Source organism: Pseudonocardia sp. ICBG601 (genome assembly GCF_020496245.1).
Genome location: NZ_JAHLJA010000150.1, coordinates 402,014 through 419,022, shown reverse-complemented (window position 1 = coordinate 419,022; position 17,009 = coordinate 402,014). Strand labels below are relative to the sequence as shown.

17 protein-coding genes are annotated in these 17,009 nt (G+C 75.5%); 12 read left to right on the top strand and 5 right to left on the bottom strand.

Annotated features, from left to right (window positions below; translation table 11 throughout):
- Nucleotides 1-91 precede the first annotated feature (91 nt).
- The 4 genes from KPL57_RS47635 to KPL57_RS47620 all read left to right on the top strand — a co-directional run bounded on the left by KPL57_RS47635 (nucleotide 92) and on the right by KPL57_RS47620 (nucleotide 2,980).
- Nucleotides 92-625, top strand: a complete 534-nt coding sequence (locus KPL57_RS47635; protein ID WP_226357057.1) for a YbhB/YbcL family Raf kinase inhibitor-like protein — start codon at nucleotides 92-94, stop codon at nucleotides 623-625.
- A gap of 11 nt (nucleotides 626-636) precedes the next feature.
- Nucleotides 637-1,614: a hypothetical protein gene (locus tag KPL57_RS47630; RefSeq protein ID WP_226357056.1), complete on the top strand. Its 978-nt coding sequence runs from the start codon at nucleotides 637-639 to the stop codon at nucleotides 1,612-1,614.
- 75 nt (nucleotides 1,615-1,689) lie between these two features.
- Nucleotides 1,690-2,157 (top strand): nitroreductase/quinone reductase family protein, encoded by a 468-nt coding sequence (locus KPL57_RS47625; protein WP_226357055.1) that lies wholly within the window; start codon nucleotides 1,690-1,692, stop codon nucleotides 2,155-2,157.
- 40 nt (nucleotides 2,158-2,197) lie between these two features.
- On the top strand, nucleotides 2,198-2,980 hold the full coding sequence (locus tag KPL57_RS47620) for an LLM class flavin-dependent oxidoreductase (protein WP_226357054.1): 783 nt from the start codon (nucleotides 2,198-2,200) through the stop codon (nucleotides 2,978-2,980).
- Here the strand turns inward: KPL57_RS47620 and KPL57_RS47615 are convergent.
- Entirely contained in the window at nucleotides 2,964-4,661 is a 1,698-nt protein-coding gene (locus KPL57_RS47615; RefSeq protein ID WP_226357053.1) for a class I adenylate-forming enzyme family protein, read from the bottom strand. The two genes, KPL57_RS47620 and KPL57_RS47615, sit on opposite strands and share 17 nt — an antisense overlap.
- Before the next feature lie 144 nt (nucleotides 4,662-4,805).
- Between KPL57_RS47615 and KPL57_RS47610 the strand changes: the two genes are divergently transcribed.
- Nucleotides 4,806-5,885 (top strand): AbrB family transcriptional regulator, encoded by a 1,080-nt coding sequence (locus tag KPL57_RS47610; protein ID WP_226357052.1) that lies wholly within the window; start codon nucleotides 4,806-4,808, stop codon nucleotides 5,883-5,885.
- Nucleotides 5,886-5,892: 7 nt separating this feature from the next.
- Here KPL57_RS47610 and KPL57_RS47605 read toward each other — a convergent pair whose 3' ends face one another.
- Nucleotides 5,893-6,774 (bottom strand): ABC transporter substrate-binding protein, encoded by an 882-nt coding sequence (locus KPL57_RS47605; RefSeq protein WP_226357051.1) that lies wholly within the window; start codon nucleotides 6,772-6,774, stop codon nucleotides 5,893-5,895.
- Nucleotides 6,775-6,828: 54 nt separating this feature from the next.
- Here KPL57_RS47605 and pgm point away from each other — a divergent pair, with 54 nt between their 5' ends.
- Both pgm and ppgK read left to right on the top strand, forming a co-directional pair.
- Entirely contained in the window at nucleotides 6,829-8,484 is a 1,656-nt protein-coding gene (gene pgm, locus KPL57_RS47600) for a phosphoglucomutase (alpha-D-glucose-1,6-bisphosphate-dependent) (RefSeq protein WP_226357050.1), read from the top strand.
- On the top strand, nucleotides 8,481-9,230 hold the full coding sequence (ppgK, locus tag KPL57_RS47595) for a polyphosphate--glucose phosphotransferase (protein WP_226357049.1): 750 nt from the start codon (nucleotides 8,481-8,483) through the stop codon (nucleotides 9,228-9,230). The genes pgm and ppgK overlap by 4 nt, the downstream gene beginning before the upstream one ends.
- On the opposite strand, the gene KPL57_RS70810 is transcribed toward ppgK, so the two are convergent.
- On the bottom strand, nucleotides 9,199-10,623 hold the full coding sequence (locus tag KPL57_RS70810; RefSeq protein ID WP_226357048.1) for a carboxypeptidase regulatory-like domain-containing protein: 1,425 nt from the start codon (nucleotides 10,621-10,623) through the stop codon (nucleotides 9,199-9,201). The two genes, ppgK and KPL57_RS70810, sit on opposite strands and share 32 nt — an antisense overlap.
- A gap of 144 nt (nucleotides 10,624-10,767) precedes the next feature.
- Here KPL57_RS70810 and KPL57_RS47585 point away from each other — a divergent pair, with 144 nt between their 5' ends.
- Nucleotides 10,768-11,391, top strand: coding sequence for a TetR/AcrR family transcriptional regulator (locus tag KPL57_RS47585; protein ID WP_226357047.1), 624 nt, complete (start codon nucleotides 10,768-10,770; stop codon nucleotides 11,389-11,391).
- A 12-nt stretch (nucleotides 11,392-11,403) separates the two neighbouring features.
- On the opposite strand, the gene KPL57_RS47580 is transcribed toward KPL57_RS47585, so the two are convergent.
- Nucleotides 11,404-11,949 carry a dihydrofolate reductase family protein gene (locus KPL57_RS47580; protein ID WP_226357046.1) on the bottom strand — a complete coding sequence of 182 codons (546 nt, stop codon included), beginning with the start codon at nucleotides 11,947-11,949 and terminating at the stop codon, nucleotides 11,404-11,406.
- Nucleotides 11,950-12,029: 80 nt separating this feature from the next.
- A complete protein-coding gene (locus tag KPL57_RS47575) occupies nucleotides 12,030-13,511 on the bottom strand; it encodes a mannitol dehydrogenase family protein (RefSeq protein ID WP_226357045.1) in 1,482 nt (493 codons plus the stop codon).
- A gap of 208 nt (nucleotides 13,512-13,719) precedes the next feature.
- Between KPL57_RS47575 and KPL57_RS47570 the strand changes: the two genes are divergently transcribed.
- The 4 genes from KPL57_RS47570 to KPL57_RS47555 are packed head-to-tail and all read left to right on the top strand — an operon-like array spanning nucleotide 13,720 to nucleotide 16,979.
- Complete coding sequence (locus KPL57_RS47570) at nucleotides 13,720-14,640, top strand: TetR/AcrR family transcriptional regulator (protein WP_226357044.1); 921 nt, start codon at nucleotides 13,720-13,722, stop codon at nucleotides 14,638-14,640.
- Nucleotides 14,637-15,530: a 3-keto-5-aminohexanoate cleavage protein gene (locus tag KPL57_RS47565; protein ID WP_226357043.1), complete on the top strand. Its 894-nt coding sequence runs from the start codon at nucleotides 14,637-14,639 to the stop codon at nucleotides 15,528-15,530. Before KPL57_RS47570 ends, KPL57_RS47565 begins: the two co-directional genes overlap by 4 nt.
- Nucleotides 15,523-16,521 (top strand): 3-hydroxyacyl-CoA dehydrogenase NAD-binding domain-containing protein, encoded by a 999-nt coding sequence (locus KPL57_RS47560; RefSeq protein WP_226357042.1) that lies wholly within the window; start codon nucleotides 15,523-15,525, stop codon nucleotides 16,519-16,521. The genes KPL57_RS47565 and KPL57_RS47560 overlap by 8 nt, the downstream gene beginning before the upstream one ends.
- Complete coding sequence (locus KPL57_RS47555; RefSeq protein ID WP_226357041.1) at nucleotides 16,518-16,979, top strand: thioesterase family protein; 462 nt, start codon at nucleotides 16,518-16,520, stop codon at nucleotides 16,977-16,979. The genes KPL57_RS47560 and KPL57_RS47555 overlap by 4 nt, the downstream gene beginning before the upstream one ends.
- The last annotated feature ends 30 nt before the right edge of the window (nucleotides 16,980-17,009 follow it).

Here is a 17,009-nt window from a genome sequence, read left to right as displayed (position 1 = left end):
ACCCTGCCCTCCTCGCCGTCCCACGGCAGCCGACGCGCCGTGCCAGGATCACGGCGAGACCCACCGCCACCGATCCGAGGAGGTCCGCCCCGTGCCCCGCAACCCCTACGACGAGCTGCCCCCGGTCCCGTCGTTCACCCTGACCAGCACCGACGTGAACGACGGCGCCGCGCTCGCCACCCCCCAGCTGTCCGGCATCTTCGGCGCGGGCGGCGAGGACGTCTCGCCGCAGCTGTCCTGGTCCGGTGCGCCGGAGGGGACGCAGTCCTACGCCGTCACCTGCTACGACCCGGACGCACCGACCGTCGCCGGGTTCTGGCACTGGGCGGTGTTCGACGTGCCGGCCTCGGTGACGTCGCTGCCGTCCGGCGCCGGTGACGACAGCGGGTCCGGCCTCCCCGAGGGCGCGGTCCAGCTGCCCAACGACGCGAGCCTGACCCGCTACCTGGGCGCCGCGCCGCCGCCTGGGCACGGCCCGCACCGGTACTACTTCGTGGTGCACGCCGTCGACGTGCCCACGCTGGACGTGCCCGCCACCGCGACGCCCACGTTCCTGGCCTTCAACCTGTTCAGCCACACCGTCGGCCGCGCCGTCCTGGTCGGGACGCACGCGAACCTGAGCTGAGGCCCGCCGGCGTGGACACGGATGCGGAGCTGGACCGGCTGTACCGGGTCCCGCCGGAGGACTTCGTCGCCGCACGCGACGACGCCGCCGCCCGTGCCCGCGCCGATGCGGACAAGAACGCGGCCCGGGAGATCGCCGCCGCCCGGCGGCCGACCCGGGCCGCGTGGCTGGCGAACCTGCTGGTCGACGACGCCCGCGACGAGGTCGAGGGGCTCCTGGCCCTGGCCCCGGTGCTGGCCCACGCCCAGCGCTCCCTCGACGGCGCGGCCCTGCGGGAGGTGTCCGCGCAGCGCAACCGGCTGGTCGGGGCGCTGGCCCGACGGGCCGCGGCCCTCGGTCGCGCCGCGGGGGCCCGGGTGGGCTCCGGTGTGGAGCGCGACGTGCGGTGGGTGCTGGAGTCGGCGCTGGCCGACCCGGACCTGGCCGACCGGGTGCGGTCGGGGCGGCTGGAGCGCTACGAGCGGCACAGCGGCTTCGGGCCGCTCGGGGAGGCGGATTCCGGGGCAGCGGGGTCCACGGCGGACGCGGACGCTCCGCGTGGCGCCGGGTCCCCGCAGCCGGACGGGGGCGGCGAGGAACGGGACGGCGACGGGGAGCTGGCCGGGCGCCGGCGCGACGCCCGGCGGCGGGAGGCCGAGCGCCGCGCCGCCGAGGAGCGGGAGCGACACGAGACCGAGCAGCACGCGTGGGCGCTCGCCGAGGCGGAAAAGGCCGTCGAGACCGCCCGGCTGGCCGCCCACGACGCCGGCCGGGAACGCGACGACGCCCGCGACCGCGCCGACCGGGCCGACGGGCGTCGCGACGACGCGCACCGCCGGGTGGACGAGCTGACCGCCGAGCTGGACCGCGCCCGCTCCGCCGCCGAGGACGCCGACCGTGCCCGCGACGAGGCCGGCCGCGCCGCCCGGGACGCCGCGGGCCGGGCCGAGCGGGCCGAGGCGGACCTGGCCCGGGCCGAGGAGGCGCTGGACGGGCTGCGGCCGGACTGAGTCCCCTTTCCGACGCCCCGCACCCGCCCGCCGGCCCGTGGCATCCTGGCCCGGATCCGAGAACGAGGAGTCCCCGTGTCCGACGATCCCCGCCGTCACATCCGTGCCCCGCAGCAGATCAAGCACCTGAACGACGACCTGCTCGCCCGGCGCGACCGTGGCGAGCTGCCGTTCGAGCTGCCCGTCCTGACCGTCCCCGGCCGGCGCAGCGGCACGCCCCGGCACACCCCTCTGACGGTGTACGCGACCGGCGGGCAGCGGTTCGTCGTCGGCGGGTTCCCGGGCGCGGACTGGATCGTCAACGTCCGGGCCGCGGGCGGGCTGGCCACGCTGAGCACGGGTCCCGACACCGACCCGGAGCCCGTGGTGCTGGTGGAGGTGCCGCCGGAGCAGGCGCGCCCGGTGCTGGAGGCGTGGCCACAGGTCACCCCGGAGGGCGTCGGGATCATGGTGGAGAACGGGGTCGTCGCCGAGCCGACGCCCGCGGCGCTGGGCGCCCTGACCGGCATCTGCCCGGTGTTCCGCATCGACCCGGCCCGGTAGCCGTACGACGCCGGCGGCCGCGCGTGGCACGGTGACCGGTATGGACATCGGCATCGTCTTCCGGCCCGAGCTGCCCCCCGAGGAGCTGCCGGGTGTGGCCCGTGACGTCGAGGCCGCGGGGCTGGACCAGCTCTGGCTGTGGGAGGACTGCTTCCTGCACGGCGGGACCGCCACCGCGGCCGTCGCGCTGGCCCGCACCGACGCCCTGACCGTCGGCGTCGGGCTGTTCCCGGTGCCGCTGCGGAACCCGGCGGTCGTCGCCATGGAGACCGCCTCGCTCGCCCGGCTGTTCCCCGGCCGGTACCTGCCGGTCCTCGGGCACGGCGTGCTCGACTGGATGGGCCAGGTCGGCAACCGGGTCTCCTCGCCGCTGACCCTGCTCGCCGAGCACACGACCGCGGTGCGGGACCTGCTCGCCGGCCACGAGGTCACCCGCTCCGGGCGCTACGTCTCCCTGGACCGGGTCCGGCTCGACCACCCGCCGACGACCGTCCCACCGGTGCTGGTCGGCGGGCGCGGGCCGCGCACCCTGCGGCTGGCCGGGGACCTCGCCGACGGGGTCCTGCTCGACTCGGGCCTGTCCCCCGCCGACGTCCGGTCCTCGCTCGACGCGTGCGGCCCGGGCGGCGCCGCGGACGGGTTCCGGCGCATCGGCTACGTCGCGCTGCCGGAGCACCGGGCCGAGGTGGAGGCGGTCGTCCGGACCCACGCCGCGGCCGGGCTGGACACCGTCGTCCTGGTCCCGCCGGCCGGCGCCCCGGACCCGCGTCCCTGGCTGGACGTCGTGTCCGCGGCCCGCAGGACGCTCACGCCGGAGCGGTGAACCCCGAGCGCAGCTCCCGCTTGCGGACCTTCCCCGTCGCCGTCCTGGGCAGCGGCTCGTCGGTCCACCGCACGTGCGCGGGCACGGCGAACTCCCCCACCCGCGCGGCGACGGCGGCGCGGACGGCGTCGTCGTCGCGGGCCGCTCCGGGGCGGGCCCGGACCAGTGCGGCGACCTCCTCGCCCAGGCGCGGGTGCGGCACAGCGAACACCGCCACCTCCAGCACCCCGTCGACCTCGTGGATCGCCGCCTCCACCTGCGCGGAGTACACGTTCTCCCCACCGCGCAGCACGACGTCCTTCAGCCGGTCCACGACGTACACCCAGCCGTCGGTCACGTGCCCCAGGTCGCCGGTGCGGAACCAGCCGTCGACGAACGCCTCGGCGTCGGCGTCGGGCCGGTTCCAGTAGCCGCGGACCACGTTCGGGCCGCGGAACCACAGCTCGCCGACCTCGCCGTCGCGCAGTGCCTCTCCGTCCGGGCCGGCAACCCGCAGCCGGGCCCCCGGCGCGGGCCGGCCGACCGAGTCGGGACGGGCCCGGTACTCGGACCCGGTGTTCGCGCAGATCGCCGAGGTCGTCTCGGTCAGGCCGTAGCCGTTGGCCGCCCCGGCACCGAGGTCGCGCCCGATCCGCGCGACGAGCTCGGGCGGCACGGGTGCCCCGCCCATCCCGAGCGTCCGCAGCGACGCGAGGTCGGCGGGGTCGGCGCCGTCGAGCAGCTCCGCCGTCGTCGACGGGACACCGTTGGAGCGGGTCAGCCGCTCGGACCGGACGACGGCCCGCGCCGCGGCCGGGTCCCAGCGGTGCAGGGTCGCGAGCTTCGCCCCGCCGAGCACGGCGCCGACGAGGCCGTTGATCCCGGCGATGTGGAACATCGGGTACATCAGCAGCGTCCCCTGCTGCCCCGGCGGCGGTCCCACCCCGGAGTGCAGCGCGGTGGCGCGGGCCTGCAGCGCGACGTTGAGCAGGTTCGTCACGTGGTTGCGGTGGGTGCCGACCGCGCCCTTCGGACGGCCGGTGGTGCCGGAGGTGTAGAGGATCGTCGCGTCGTCGTCGGGGCCGGGCGCGGCGCCCCCGACCGGGTCACCGGGGCCGTCGGTGCGCAGCCCGAGGTCGTCCCACTCGGTCACCGGACCGGGCGCGGGCGCGCCGCCCCCGCGGACCCGTACGACCGGCACCCCGGTGCCGCTCCCACCGCACAGGGCGGCGCACCGTTCCGGGTCGGCCACGACCACCCCGGCACCGGAGTCGGCCACCGCCCACGCCAGCTCGGGTGCGCTCCACCAGGCGTTCAGCGGCACGACGACCAGGCCCGCGACCTGTGCGGCGAAGAAGACCGCCGGCCACTCCGGCAGGTTCCGCATCGCGATCGCGACCCGGTCGCCGGGGCGCAGCCCGAACCGTCCGGTGAGCACGCCGGCCAGGTCGGCGACCAGGCTGCGGTGCTCGCCGTAGGTGCGACGCCCGCCGTGGTGGACGGTGAACGTGCGCTCCGGCCACGCCGCCGTCGCCGCCCACAGCTCGGCCAGGGTGTGCGGGCCACGCCGGTAGACCCGCATCGCGACGCCGCGCACGTCGTCGTCGACCAGCTCGAACTCCCCGCCGGGCGCGGTCAGTGCGGCGATCACCGGGCCGAGCCCGGTGGTCGCGGCGGTGTCGTCTCCCGGGATGTCTCGCATCGGCGCACCTCCTCGTGCCCGTCCGTCCTACCCCGGCGGCCGCTCCGGCGGAAGCCGTGATCGTTCGCTCTCGACAACGATCGTGTCCCGACTCACCGCGCACCAGTACGCCCGTCCCATTTAGGCTCGGGTCGTGATCACACGGTGAGGTCCCGCCCGTCGCTGTCCGGATGGTGGCGCTGGCTGCTGCTCGCCGCGCTGACCGTGGTCGTGACCGCCGGGCTCGCCGCGGTCGACGTGCCCTCCCCCGCCCTGTTCGCCGGGCTGCTGGTCGCGACCGTGCTCGCCCTGTGCGGGCTCGGTCCCGCCCGGGTCGCCCGCCCGGCGACGTCGGGTGCGCAGGCGGTGATCGGCGTCGTCATCGGCCTGCTCGCCCGCCCGGACACCCTGGCCGCGGTGGCCTCCGAGTGGCTGCCGGTGCTGCTGATCAGCCTCGCGACGCTGCTGGTCAGCATGGGGTCCGGGCTGCTCATGGGTCTGCAGCGCGGGGTCACCCCGCTCACCGGGATGCTCGCGCAGACCGCGGGCGGCGCGTCCGGGCTGGTCGCGATCAGCCGCGAGCTGGGCGGCGACGAGCGCACCGTCGCCGTCATCCAGTACCTGCGGGTCGGGCTGGTCACCGCGACGATGCCGGTGGTCGCCGCGGTCGTCTACGGCGCCTCCCCCGGCGCACCGGCCGCCGCGGTCACCGGCCCCGGCGCGCCGTGGTGGGTCGGGCTCGCGGTGACCGCGGTGTGCGTGGGCGTCGGTGTCCCGCTGGGGAAGCTCGCGCGGGTCCCCGCCGGGTCGCTGCTCGGGCCGATGGTGGTGGCGCTGGTCGTCAGCCTGGCCGGGTTCTCCTTCGCCGCGTCGGTGCCGCTGCCGATCGTCGACGTCGCCTACGCCGTCATCGGCTGGCAGGCCGGGCTGCGCTTCACCCGGGCCGCGCTCGGCACCGTCGCGCGGGTGCTGCCGCTGGCGACCGGGCTGATCCTGGGCGTCGTCGCGCTCTGCGCCGGGCTGGGGCTGCTGCTGTCGTACTTCACCGGCATGACCCCGCTGGAAGGCTACCTCGCGACCACCCCGGGCGGGGTGTACGCGGTGCTGGCGACGGCGATCTCCTCCGGGGTGGACGTCACCTCGGTGGTCGCGGTGCAGGTGCTGCGGGTGATCCTGATGCTGCTGGTCGCGCCGTGGATCGCGCGGGTGGTCGGCCGGCGGCTCGGCCCGGGCCCCGCGGCCTGAGGCCCGCTCAGCGGACCCGCGCGACCCGCCCCGGCGGCGGCGCCGGGACCGCACCGGGGTGCAGCAGGGCGGCGATCGCCTCGACCCCGTCGACCAGGCGCGGACCGGCCCGCACCACGAACGACGCCGAGTCGATCGCGTGCACCGGGACCCCGGCGGGCAGCCACGGCAGCGCCGCGCAGGCCTGGGCGAGCGCGTCGTCGAGGCCGAAGCCGCACGGCGCGACCAGCACGGCGTCGCACGGGGGCAGGTCGGCCGGGTCGACGGCGGTGCTGCGCCCGCCCGGGGCGGCCGCCACCGGGACGCCACCGGCCGCGGTGACCAGGTCGGGCACCCAGTGCCCGGGCAGGAACGGCGGGTCGGTCCACTCCAGCACCAGCACCCGCGGCGCCCGGCGGCCCCGCACCGCGGCGGCGACGGCGTCGAGGCGCGCCGACAGGCCCGCGACCAGCGCGGCGGCCCGGTCCGGCACCCCGGCCGCGGCGCCGACCGCGGTCACCGCGTCGAGCACGTCGGCCAGCCGGTGCGGGTCCAGCGACAGCACCCGGGCCCGGGTCCCCAGCTCGTCCTGCACCTGCGCGACGGTCGAGCCGGGCAGCGCGCACACCGCGCACAGGTCCTGGGTGAGGATCAGCTCCGGGTCGGCGGCGGCGAGCCGGGCGCGGTGCACCTCGTACAGCGGCAGCCCGGCCGCGGCCCGATCGCGGACGACGGCGTCGATCTCCCCCGGCGACGCGGCGGGCGGCAGCGCGGTGTCGACGACCACCGGCACCCGGTCCCGGACGCCCACCGGGTCGTCGCACTCGAAGGTGACGCCGACCAGGTCGGCGGCCAGGCCGAGCCGCCCGGCGATCTCGGTCCCGGCCGGGAGCAACGACGCGATCCGCACACCGCGGAACGGTAGGCGGTGGCGTGGGCCGCGACGAGGGGGAAGGATCGCGGCATGACCGTGCACGAGCGCGCCGGGACCCCGGCCCGCCCCGAGGACCTCGTCGACGTCGACGCGCTGCTGGCCGCGTACGCCGCGACCCACCCCGACCCGTCGGTCGACGTGCAGCGGGTCGCGTTCGGCACGTCCGGGCACCGCGGGTCGGCGTTCACCGCGACCTTCAACGACGACCACATCGCCGCCACCAGCCAGGCGATCGTCGAGTACCGGGCCGCGCAGGGCACCGACGGCCCGCTGTTCCTCGGCCGCGACAGCCACGCGCTGTCCGAGCCGGCCTGGCTCACCGCGGCCGAGGTGTTCGCGGCAAACGGCGTCGACGTCGTCGTCGACTCCCGGGACGGGCTGACCCCGACCCCGGCGATCTCACACGCGATCCTCGTGACCAACGCCGGGCGCGACGGCCGGCACCTCGCCGACGGCGTGGTCGTCACCCCGTCGCACAACCCGCCCGCCGACGGCGGCTTCAAGTACAACCCGCCGGACGGCGGCCCCGCCGGCACCGAGGCGACGTCCTGGATCGCCGACCGGGCCAACCAGCTGCTCGAGAACGGCCTGAAGGAGGTGCGCCGCGCCCGGTTCGACGCCGCCGCCGCGCACCGCTACGACTACCTCGGCACCTACGTCGACCAGCTCGACCAGGTGCTCGACATGGCCGCGGTCCGCGACGCCGGCGTCACCATCGGCGCGGACCCGCTCGGTGGCGCCTCGGTCGACTACTGGGGCGTGATCGCGCAGCGCTGGGGCCTGGACCTGACCGTGGTGAACCCCGACGTCGACCCGGCCTTCGGCTTCATGACCCTGGACTGGGACGGGAAGATCCGGATGGACTGCAGCTCGCCGTACGCGATGGCGTCGCTGCGGGCCCGGATGGAGGCCGACCCGGCGCCGTTCACCATCGCCACCGGCAACGACGCCGACGCCGACCGGCACGGCATCGTCACCGCCGACGGCGGCCTGATGAACCCGAACCACTACCTCGCCGTCGCGATCGGCTACCTGTTCGCCCACCGTCCCGGCTGGCCCGCGGCCGCCGGGATCGGCAAGACCGCGGTCAGCTCGTCGATGATCGACCGGGTCGCCGGTGACCTCGGCCGCAGGCTGGTCGAGGTGCCCGTCGGGTTCAAGTGGTTCGTGCCCGGCCTGCGCTCGGGGGAGATCGGGTTCGGCGGGGAGGAGAGCGCGGGCGCGTCGTTCCTGCGCCGCGACGGCTCGCCGTGGAGCACCGACAAGGACGGCCTGCTGCTCGCCCTGCTGGCCTCGGAGATCACCGCGGTCACCGGGTCGACCCCCAGCGAGCACTACACCCGGCTCACCGAGCGATTCGGCGCCCCCGCCTACGCCCGCACCGACGTCGCCTGCTCCCGGGAGGACAAGGCGGCGCTGGCGAAGCTGGACGCCGACGCCGTCACCGCCACCGAGCTCGCCGGGGACGCGATCACCGCGAAGCTCACCCGCGCCCCGGGCAACGACGCCGCGATCGGCGGGCTGAAGGTCGTCACCGACGCCGGGTGGTTCGCCGCCCGCCCCTCGGGCACCGAGGACGTGTACAAGGTCTACGCCGAGAGCTTCCGCGGACCGGAGCACCTGACGCGCATCCAGGACGAGGCGCGCGGCGTGGTCGCGGCGGCCCTGGAAGGATCGGGCGCGTGAGCAGCAAGCACGCACTCGGGTTCGGTATCGACATCGGCGGCTCGGGCATCAAGGGCGCCCCGGTGGACCTGCACAAGGGCCAGCTGGCCGCGGACCGGGTGCGGATCCCGACGCCGCAGCCGTCCACCCCGGAGGCGGTCGCCGAGACCGTCAAGCAGATCCTCGACGAGTTCGACTGGCGGGACTCCTTCGGCTGCACGTTCCCGGCCGTCGTCCAGCACGGGGTGACCCGCACCGCGGCCAACGTGGACCGGGCCTGGATCGACTGCGACGCCGCCGCAGTCCTGCGCCGGGTCACCGGCCGGGACGCGCTGCTGGTCAACGACGCCGACGCCGCGGGCGTCGCCGAGGCCGAGTTCGGCGCGGCCGCCGGCCACCACCACGGGCTCGTGCTCGTCGCGACCCTCGGGACCGGCATCGGGTCGGCGCTGGTCAACCACGGGAAGCTGGTCCCCAACACCGAGTTCGGGCACCTGGAGATCGACGGGTTCGACGCCGAGTCGCGCGCCGCCGACTCCGCCCGCGAGCGCGAGGACCTGGACTGGGAGGAGTGGGGCGGGCGGCTGCAGCGCTACTTCACCCACGTCGAGAACCTGCTGTGGCCGGACCTGATCGTGGTCGGCGGCGGGGTGAGCAAGAAGTTCGAGAAGTGGTCGCCCTACGTGCGGACCCGCACCGAGCTCGTCCCGGCCGGGCTGCTCAACGAGGCCGGGATCATCGGGGCAGCGCTGCTGGCGCACGGCTGACCGGCTCCCCCGGTGCCGGCGCGGCGGCCGGGCGCAGGACCACGCTGCGGTGCGACACCGCGCCGTGCAGGCGCAGCCGTTCCGACACCGGGTCGTGGCCGGGCGCGGACACCAGCACGGTGACCCACCCGTCGGCGCGGCCACGGACGGCGAACCGGCCGTCCTCGGACCCGGCGGCGACGTCGACCTGCCCGCCGGTGTGGTCGACGACGGTCACCCGCGCCCGCGGCACGGGCCGGCCCGCGTCGTCGACGACCCGGCCGATCAGCGTCGGGACCGGGTGGGCGAGCAGCCGGGCGTCGGCGAGGGCGTCCGGGTGCGCGCCGCCGACCGAGGCCTCGTCGGCGACGGCCTCGGCGATCCGGTGCTCCCGCTCGCGCTCGGCGTCGACGGCCGCCTCCTCCGGCCCGGCCGCGGCCTCGCGCCCGGCGGCGCGCCGGTCCCGCCACGCACCCAGCGCGACCAGCAGCGCACCGAACGCCCACCAGGCCAGCAGCCCGAGCACCGGCACGGTGATCGCGGTGGCGTCGAAGTAGAGGATGCCGCGGGCGGCGTCGATGGCCTGCCCGAGCGGCATGACGTGGTGCAGGACCTGGAAGAAGCCCGGCACCATCTCCTTCGGGATCGCCCCGCCCGAGGACGGGATCGACATCAGCACGAACAGGCCCATCGCGACGCCGGGCAGCGCGCGGCGCACGAACGGGGCCAGCCCGAACGTCGTCCAGGCGACGGCCTGGGACAGCAGGAAACCGATGACCAGCACGGCCGGGTGGAACGGGATCGCCTGGATCGCGGTGCCGATCGCCCAGCACACCACGGTGGCGAACAGGCCGAATCCGGCGAGCGCGGTCAGCTTGGTGCGCCGCGACAGCGCGGTGGCCTGCATCATCATCATGACCGCGATGTAGCCGGAGATGTTGCAGGCCATCGCGATGTAGAACAGCGACGTGCCGAAGCCGTCGCCGGGCGCGGTCGGCGCGAGGTCCACCACCTGCAGCGGCGCCCCGGACCCGGTGGACAGCGGCGTGAAGATCCCCTGCAGGACCTGGACGAGCTGCAGGCCGTCGGCGCGGGCGATGTAGAGCGTGTGGCTCGCCGGGTCGTACCCGGCCACGACGTCGCGGTGGAAGATCGCGTCCCGGATGTCGGCCGCGGCGGCGACCGGGGTGACGTCGAACCCGCCCGGCGACGCCTGCGCCAGCTCGGCGGACACGGTCGCGGCGGCCTGCTGCCCGACGACCCCGACCGGGATGCCGTGCGGGGCCGGGGCGTGGAACGGCAGCAGGTAGAACAGCATGAACCCCAGCACGAAGAAGGCGGGGAACCACAGGGCCAGGGCCAGGTCCTTCGCCGTGCGCGAGCGCTCCGGTTCCTGCACCTGCTCCTGTGACACGCGTCCTCCATGCGGGCTTGCGCCGTGCAATAGTTTGCGGTGCTCACGAATGTACAAGCACACTGCAGTGACTGCACGACTGCACTCCCCGCACGTTTCGAGGGTGCGAGCCGCGCCGGGACCGGCGGGAGAGGTGGGACGGGCATGATCGGCGAGATGCTGACCGACCAGGAGGCGCGCTGCCGCGGGCTGCGGGAGCGCAAGAAGGTGCGGACCCGCCAGGCGCTGCGCGCCGCGGCACTGGAACGCGCGCGCACCCAGGGCCCGGACGCGTTCACCGTCGAGGAGATCTGCGCCGACGTCGACGTCGCGCCGCGCACGTTCTTCAACCACTTCCCGTCGAAGGACGCGGTGCTCTTCGACTGGGACACCGCCTCCCTCGAGGAGCTCGCCGCCGAGGTCCGCGCCCGGACCGAGGCCTCACCGCTCGGGGCGGCGACGGCGGTGCTCGCCGAGGTCAGCGTGGCGCTGACGACCAGCCCGACCTGGCACGGGCAGATGGAGCTGCTGCGCACCCACCCCGAGCTGCACCCGCGGATCGCCCACGTCGGGCGGACCGTGGAGCAGACCGTCGCGCAGGCGCTCGCCGAGCGCGACGGCGCCGACACCCCCGCGACGGCCCACCGGCTCGCCGCGGCCGGTGCGATGGCGGTGATGCAGGTCGCCGTCGCCGGCTGGCTGGCCGACCCGGCGGGCCCACCGGCCCGCCGGGTCTACGGCGACGTGCTGGCGGCCGCCCGGGAGGCCTTCGCGGCACTGCCGGACTGAGCGCGCCCGGACTCAGGCGAGCGGCGGACCGTAGGTCAGCCGGACCACGCCGTTCTCGTAGGCCTCGGACTCGCGCAGCCGCAACGGCACCCGCGCGCCCTCGGCGAACAGCCGCAGCCCGGCCCCCAGCGACACCGGGTAGACGAACAGGTTGAGCGTGTCGACCAGGCCGTCGGCGAGCAGCGCACGGACCAGGGTGACGCTGCCGGAGACGTAGATGCCGCCGTCGGTCGCGTCCTTGAGCTGCCGGATCCGCGCCGGGTCGTACGGGCCGAGCACCCGGGAGTTCTCCCACTCCAGCGGGTCGGCCAGGGTGGAGGTGACGACGTGCTTGGGCGCGCCGTTGAAGAACGCGCCACCGGACTCGACGTCGTGCCCGCGGGCCGACCAGGCCGGGTGGAACATCTCGTAGGTGTTGCGGCCGAGCAGGATCGCCGCGTCGGTCAGCCGGCCGATCGCCTCCCCCATCGCGTCGGTGAAGCCGTACTCCGCCGTCCAGGACGGGTCGGACACGACCCCGTCGAGGCTGATGAACTCGTGCACGTCGATCGTGCCCACTGTGGTCTCCCGGGGTCGAGGCGAGGGGTCATCGGCTACGACCGCAGACGCGTGGGGAACTCATCGGTTCCCCACGCCGGTCATGCGAGGTCGGCGACGGTCGCCGCGGCGCCGCGGGACCACAGCGACTCCAGCGCCGAGCGGAACGCACCGGCGAACCGCTCGTCGGAGCCGAGGTCGCCGAACACCCCGCGGTGGGACAGGAACGACCCCGGGGTGTCCCGCTCGGCCCGCGCGAGCGCGGTCATCTCCTCCGCGAGACGGTCCTGCTGGGTGATCTCCCGCCCCTGCTCGTCGGTGCCCTCGGCGTAGCGGCACCACCCGGCGACGACGGCCGCGGCCCGCTCGACCGGCCCGCCCGCGGCGAGCTGCTCGCGCACCACCGGCAGCAGGAAGATCGAGATCCGGTCGGAGCTGCCGTAGTTGATCCGCATCAGGGTGTCGGCGACGCCCGGGTTCGCGAAGCGTTCCAGCAGGGTGTCCTTGTAGGCGTCGAGGTCGATGCCGGGCACCGGGCGCAGCGTCGGGGTGGCCTCGTCGTCCATGTAGCCGCGCAGGAACGCCGCGAACGTCGGGTCCTGGGCGACCTCGTGCACGTAGCGGTGCCCGGCGAGGTAGCCGAGGTAGCCCAGCGCCTGGTGGGTGGCGTTAAGCAGGCGTAGCTTCATGAACTCGTAGGGGACGACGTCGTCGACGACCTGGACCCCGACGCGCTCGAACTCCGGGCGGCCCGCGGCGAAGTGGTCCTCGAGCACCCACTGGGTGAACGGCTCGCACACGACCGGCCAGCCGTCGCGCAGCCCGAAGCGCTCGGCGAGGGCCTCGCGGTCGGTGTCGGCGGTGGCCGGGGTGATCCGGTCGACCATCGAGTTGGGGAAGGTGACCGACTCCGCGACCCAGGCGCCCAGGTCGGCGTCACGGAGCTGGGCGACGCCGGTGAACACCCGGCGGGCGACGTCGCCGTTGCCCTGCATGTTGTCGCAGCTCATGACCGTGAGCGGGCCGGTGCCGCGCTCCCGGCGGCGCGCCAGCGCCTCGACGACCAGCCCGAACGCCCCGGTCGGGGCGGAGCCGGCGGCCATCGCGTCGAGGTCGGCGCGGACGCCGGGGAAGTCCGGGTCGAACTCGCCGGTCTTCTGGTCGATCGCGTAGCCGCCCTCGGTGATCGTCAGCGAGACGATCCGGGTGTCGGGGTGGGCGATCCGCTCGATGACGGCCTCGGGGTCGTCGGGGGCGTAGAGGTAGTCGACGAGCGACCCGACGACCCGGGGCGTCAGCGTCCCGTCGGCCTCCTTCAGCACGAGCGTGTACAGCCCGTCCTGGGCGGCGAGCACGTCGCGCATCCGGTCGTCGGCGGCGAGCACCCCGACCCCGCAGATCCCCCACTCCGGCGCCCCGCCGGAGGCGAGCAGCGCGTCGACGTACATCGCGAGGTGCGCGCGGTGGAAACCGCCGACGCCGATGTGGACGATACCGCGGCCCACGGCGGCCCGGTCGTAGCCGGGGACCTCCACGCCCTCGATCCCGTCGGTCCAGATCCCGGTCTCGTCCAGCGAACGCATGGTCCCCCTCGCCACGTCCCCGGCGCCCCACGGCGCCGTCGGGTGAGAGGCCGACCCTACCGCTCACACTGTCCGACGCAAGCGCTTCCGCGAGCGGCTCCCGCGAACTGGCCGACGCACCGGACGTGCCCGTATCGCACCCTCGTGCGCTGCGACGATCCGGAGCCGATGCTTGCGCTAATCGCAAGTACCGGCCTACGGTCGCCCGGTGACCGACCCCCGTGCCCCCCGGACCGCCGAGGACGCGGTGGCCGGTCGGGTGCGCGCCCTGCTGGAGCGCGACGGCTGGACCCAGCGCCGGTTCGCCGCCGCGGTCGGGCTGGAGGAGACCAAGCTGTCCAAGTCGCTCGCCGGGCGCCGCCGCTTCGCTGCCGACGAGCTCGTCCGCATCGCCGACGTCACCGGCGAGACCGTGGCGCGGCTGCTGCACGGCCGCGACGGCGCCCGCGCCCGGACCGCCGTCCCCACCGGGGCCGCCGCCGCGGCCGCCGAACCCGACCCCGGCCGCGAGCCCGGCGGCACCCACGGCACCCGCGGCCGGATCCTCGACGCGGCCTGGGAGCTGATCGCCGACCACGGCTACCACCGGGTCCGCACCGCCGACGTCGCGCGGGCGGCGGGCACCAGCCCGGCGGCGATCCACTACCACTTCCCCACCCGCTCGGAGCTGCTCGACTCCGCGCTGCGGCACAACGTGCGCCTCGCCTTCGACCGCCAGGTCGCCGAGCTCGACACGATCGCCGACCCGCACGAGCGGCTGCTGCGGCTGATCGACCTGCAGCTCCCCGACGGCGCGCTGCTGCGCCGCGAGTGGTCGATCTGGATCCAGGTGTGGGCGGAGTCGGCGATCGACCCGGCCCGGCGCGAGCTGTACTGGGACGCCTACGACCGCTGGTACCGCAGCATCGCGATGACGATCGCCGACGGGGCGGAGGCCGGGGTCTTCGTGTCCGGCCGCACCGAGGCGCTGGCCGACCAGCTCACCGCGCTGGTGGACGGGCTCGGCATCCAGGTGCTCGCCATGACCCCGCGCGCCGGTACCGACCGGATGCGCGCCCTGCTGCACGACTTCATCGACCGGGCCGTGCTCGCGGCGCCGGCACGCACGGAGCGAACGGAGAACGGATGAACCGTGACGTCATCATCACCTGCGCGGTGACCGGGGCCGGGGACACGGTGGGCCGCAGCCCGCACGTGCCCGTCACCCCGGGCCAGATCGCCGCGGACGCGATCGCCGCGGCCCGGGCCGGCGCCGCCGTGGTGCACATCCACGTGCGCGACCCGGAGACCGGCAGCCCGTCGCGGGCGGTGGAGCTCTACCGCGAGACCGTCACCCTGATCCGGGACTCGGGCGTCGACGTCGTGCTGAACCTGACCGCGGGCATGGGCGGTGACCTGGTGATCGACGCCGAGGACCCGCTGAAGCCGATCGACGGCACCGACCTGGTCAACGCTCTGGAGCGGCTCCCGCACGTCGAGGAGCTGCTGCCCGACATCTGCACGCTGGACTGCGGCTCGCTCAACTTCGGCGAGGGCAACCAGCTCTACATCTCCACCCCGGACATGCTGCGCACCGGCGCCAGGCGGGTCCAGGAGCTCGGCGTGAAGCCGGAGCTGGAGATCTTCGACACCGGCCAGCTGTGGTTCGCCACCGTGCTGGTCGAGGAGGGGCTGATCGACGCCCCGGCACTGTTCCAGCTGTGCATGGGCATCCCCTACGGCGCCCCGGCCGACCCGGGCGTGCTGGCGGCGGAGGTGAACCTGCTCCCCGAGGGGGCCAACTTCGCCTCGTTCGCGATCGGGCGCGACCAGCTGCGCTGGGTGGCGCAGTCGGTGCTGGCCGGCGGGCACGCCCGCGTCGGGCTGGAGGACAACCTCTACCTCTCGCGCGGGGTGAAGGCGACCAACGAGCAGCTGACCGAGCGGGCGGTGGAGATCGTGCAGAACCTCGGCGCGACCATCGCGACGCCGGACCGTGCCCGGGAGATCCTCGGCCTGAAGGAGCGCACCGGTGCCTGAGCCGCGTCCCGTCACGGAGATCCGGACCGTCGCCTGCATCGGCGCCGGGGTGATCGGCGCCGGCTGGGCGGCGTACTTCCTGGCCCGCGGGCTGCGGGTCCGGGCCTGGGACCCCGCCCCGGACGCCGGGGAGAAGCTGCGCCGGGTGGTCGACGCCGCCTGGCCCGCGCTCACCGAGCTGGGCCTGGCCTCCGGCGCCGACCGGGACGCGCTGACGGTGCACCCGACCGCGGCCGAGGCCGTCGCGGGCGCCGACTTCGTGCAGGAGAGCGCCCCGGAGGACCTGGAGCTCAAGCGCGCCCTGCTGGCCGAGCTGGCCGACGCCGCGGTGGCGGCCGGGCCGGACGTGGTGGTGGCGTCGTCGACCTCGGGGTTCCCGATGACCGACATGGCGACCACCGCGGCCGAGCCGGGCCGGCTCGTCGTCGGGCACCCGTTCAACCCGCCGTACCTGATCCCCCTGGTCGAGGTCGTCGGCGGCGAGAGGACCGAGGCCTGGGCGGCGGCGCGGGCCGCGGACTTCTACCGGCACATCGGCAAGTCGGTGATCGAGATGGAGCGGGAGCTGCCCGGCTTCATCGCGAACCGGCTGCAGGAGGCGATCTGGCGCGAGGCGCTGCACATGGTCGCCGCGGGCGAGGCCACCCCGGAGGAGATCGACCGCTCGATCACCGACGGCCCGGGGCTGCGCTGGCCGGTGCACGGTCCCTGCCTGACCTTTCACCTGGCCGGTGGCCAGGGCGGGATGGCACACATGCTGGACCACTTCGGACCGTCGCTGAAGGCGCCGTGGACGCGTCTGGAGGCCCCGGAGCTGACCCCGCAGCTGCGCGACGACATGGTCGCCGGCGCCGAGGTCTCCGCCGGTGGGCGGCCGATGGCGGAGCTGGTCGCCGAGCGCGACCGAGCCGTGATCGCGGTCCGCCGGGCCGTCGCCGCGGCCCGGGAGGCCGCAACCCAGGAGACCGCAATCCGGGAGAGCACCCGGTGAGCGCGCCGGCGGTGCACCACGACGTCGTCCGTCCCGAGTGGATCGACTACAACGGCCACCTGTCCGAGCCGTACTACGTGCTCGTGTTCGGTGACGCCACCACGGCGCTGATGGAGCACACCGGGATGGACGCCGGCTACCGGGACGCGACCGGCTGCTCGCTGTACACGGTCGAGGCGCACGTCCGGTACCTGCGCGAGATCGGCCCGGACGCACCCCTGGAGGTCACCACCCGGGTCCTCGGCCGCGACGCGAAGCGACTGCGGCTGTGGCACGAGCTGCGCAGCGCGGGCCGGCTCTGCGCCACCGAGGAGCTGATGTGCCTGCACGTCGGCCCGGGCGGCGCCACGCCGTTCCCGGACGGCGTCGCCGCCGACCTCGACGCGCTGGTCACCGGCGACCCCGCCCCCGAGCACGCCGGGCGCGCGGTGCAGGAGGTGCCCCGGCCCCCGACCTGACCCGCGACCGCGGCCCCGCAGGTGCGGGGC

Bases quoted from the DNA above. Each gene is read 5' to 3' on its own strand.
- KPL57_RS47565 (WP_226357043.1), top strand. From the start codon at position 14,637: ATGAACCGTGACGTCATCATCACCTGCGCGGTGACCGGGGCCGGGGAC.
- KPL57_RS47575 (WP_226357045.1), bottom strand. From the start codon at position 13,511: ATGCGTTCGCTGGACGAGACCGGGATCTGGACCGACGGGATCGAGGGC.
- KPL57_RS47585 (WP_226357047.1), top strand. From the start codon at position 10,768: ATGATCGGCGAGATGCTGACCGACCAGGAGGCGCGCTGCCGCGGGCTG.
- pgm (WP_226357050.1), top strand. From the start codon at position 6,829: ATGACCGTGCACGAGCGCGCCGGGACCCCGGCCCGCCCCGAGGACCTC.
- KPL57_RS47620 (WP_226357054.1), top strand. From the start codon at position 2,198: ATGGACATCGGCATCGTCTTCCGGCCCGAGCTGCCCCCCGAGGAGCTG.
- KPL57_RS47615 (WP_226357053.1), bottom strand. From the start codon at position 4,661: ATGCGAGACATCCCGGGAGACGACACCGCCGCGACCACCGGGCTCGGC.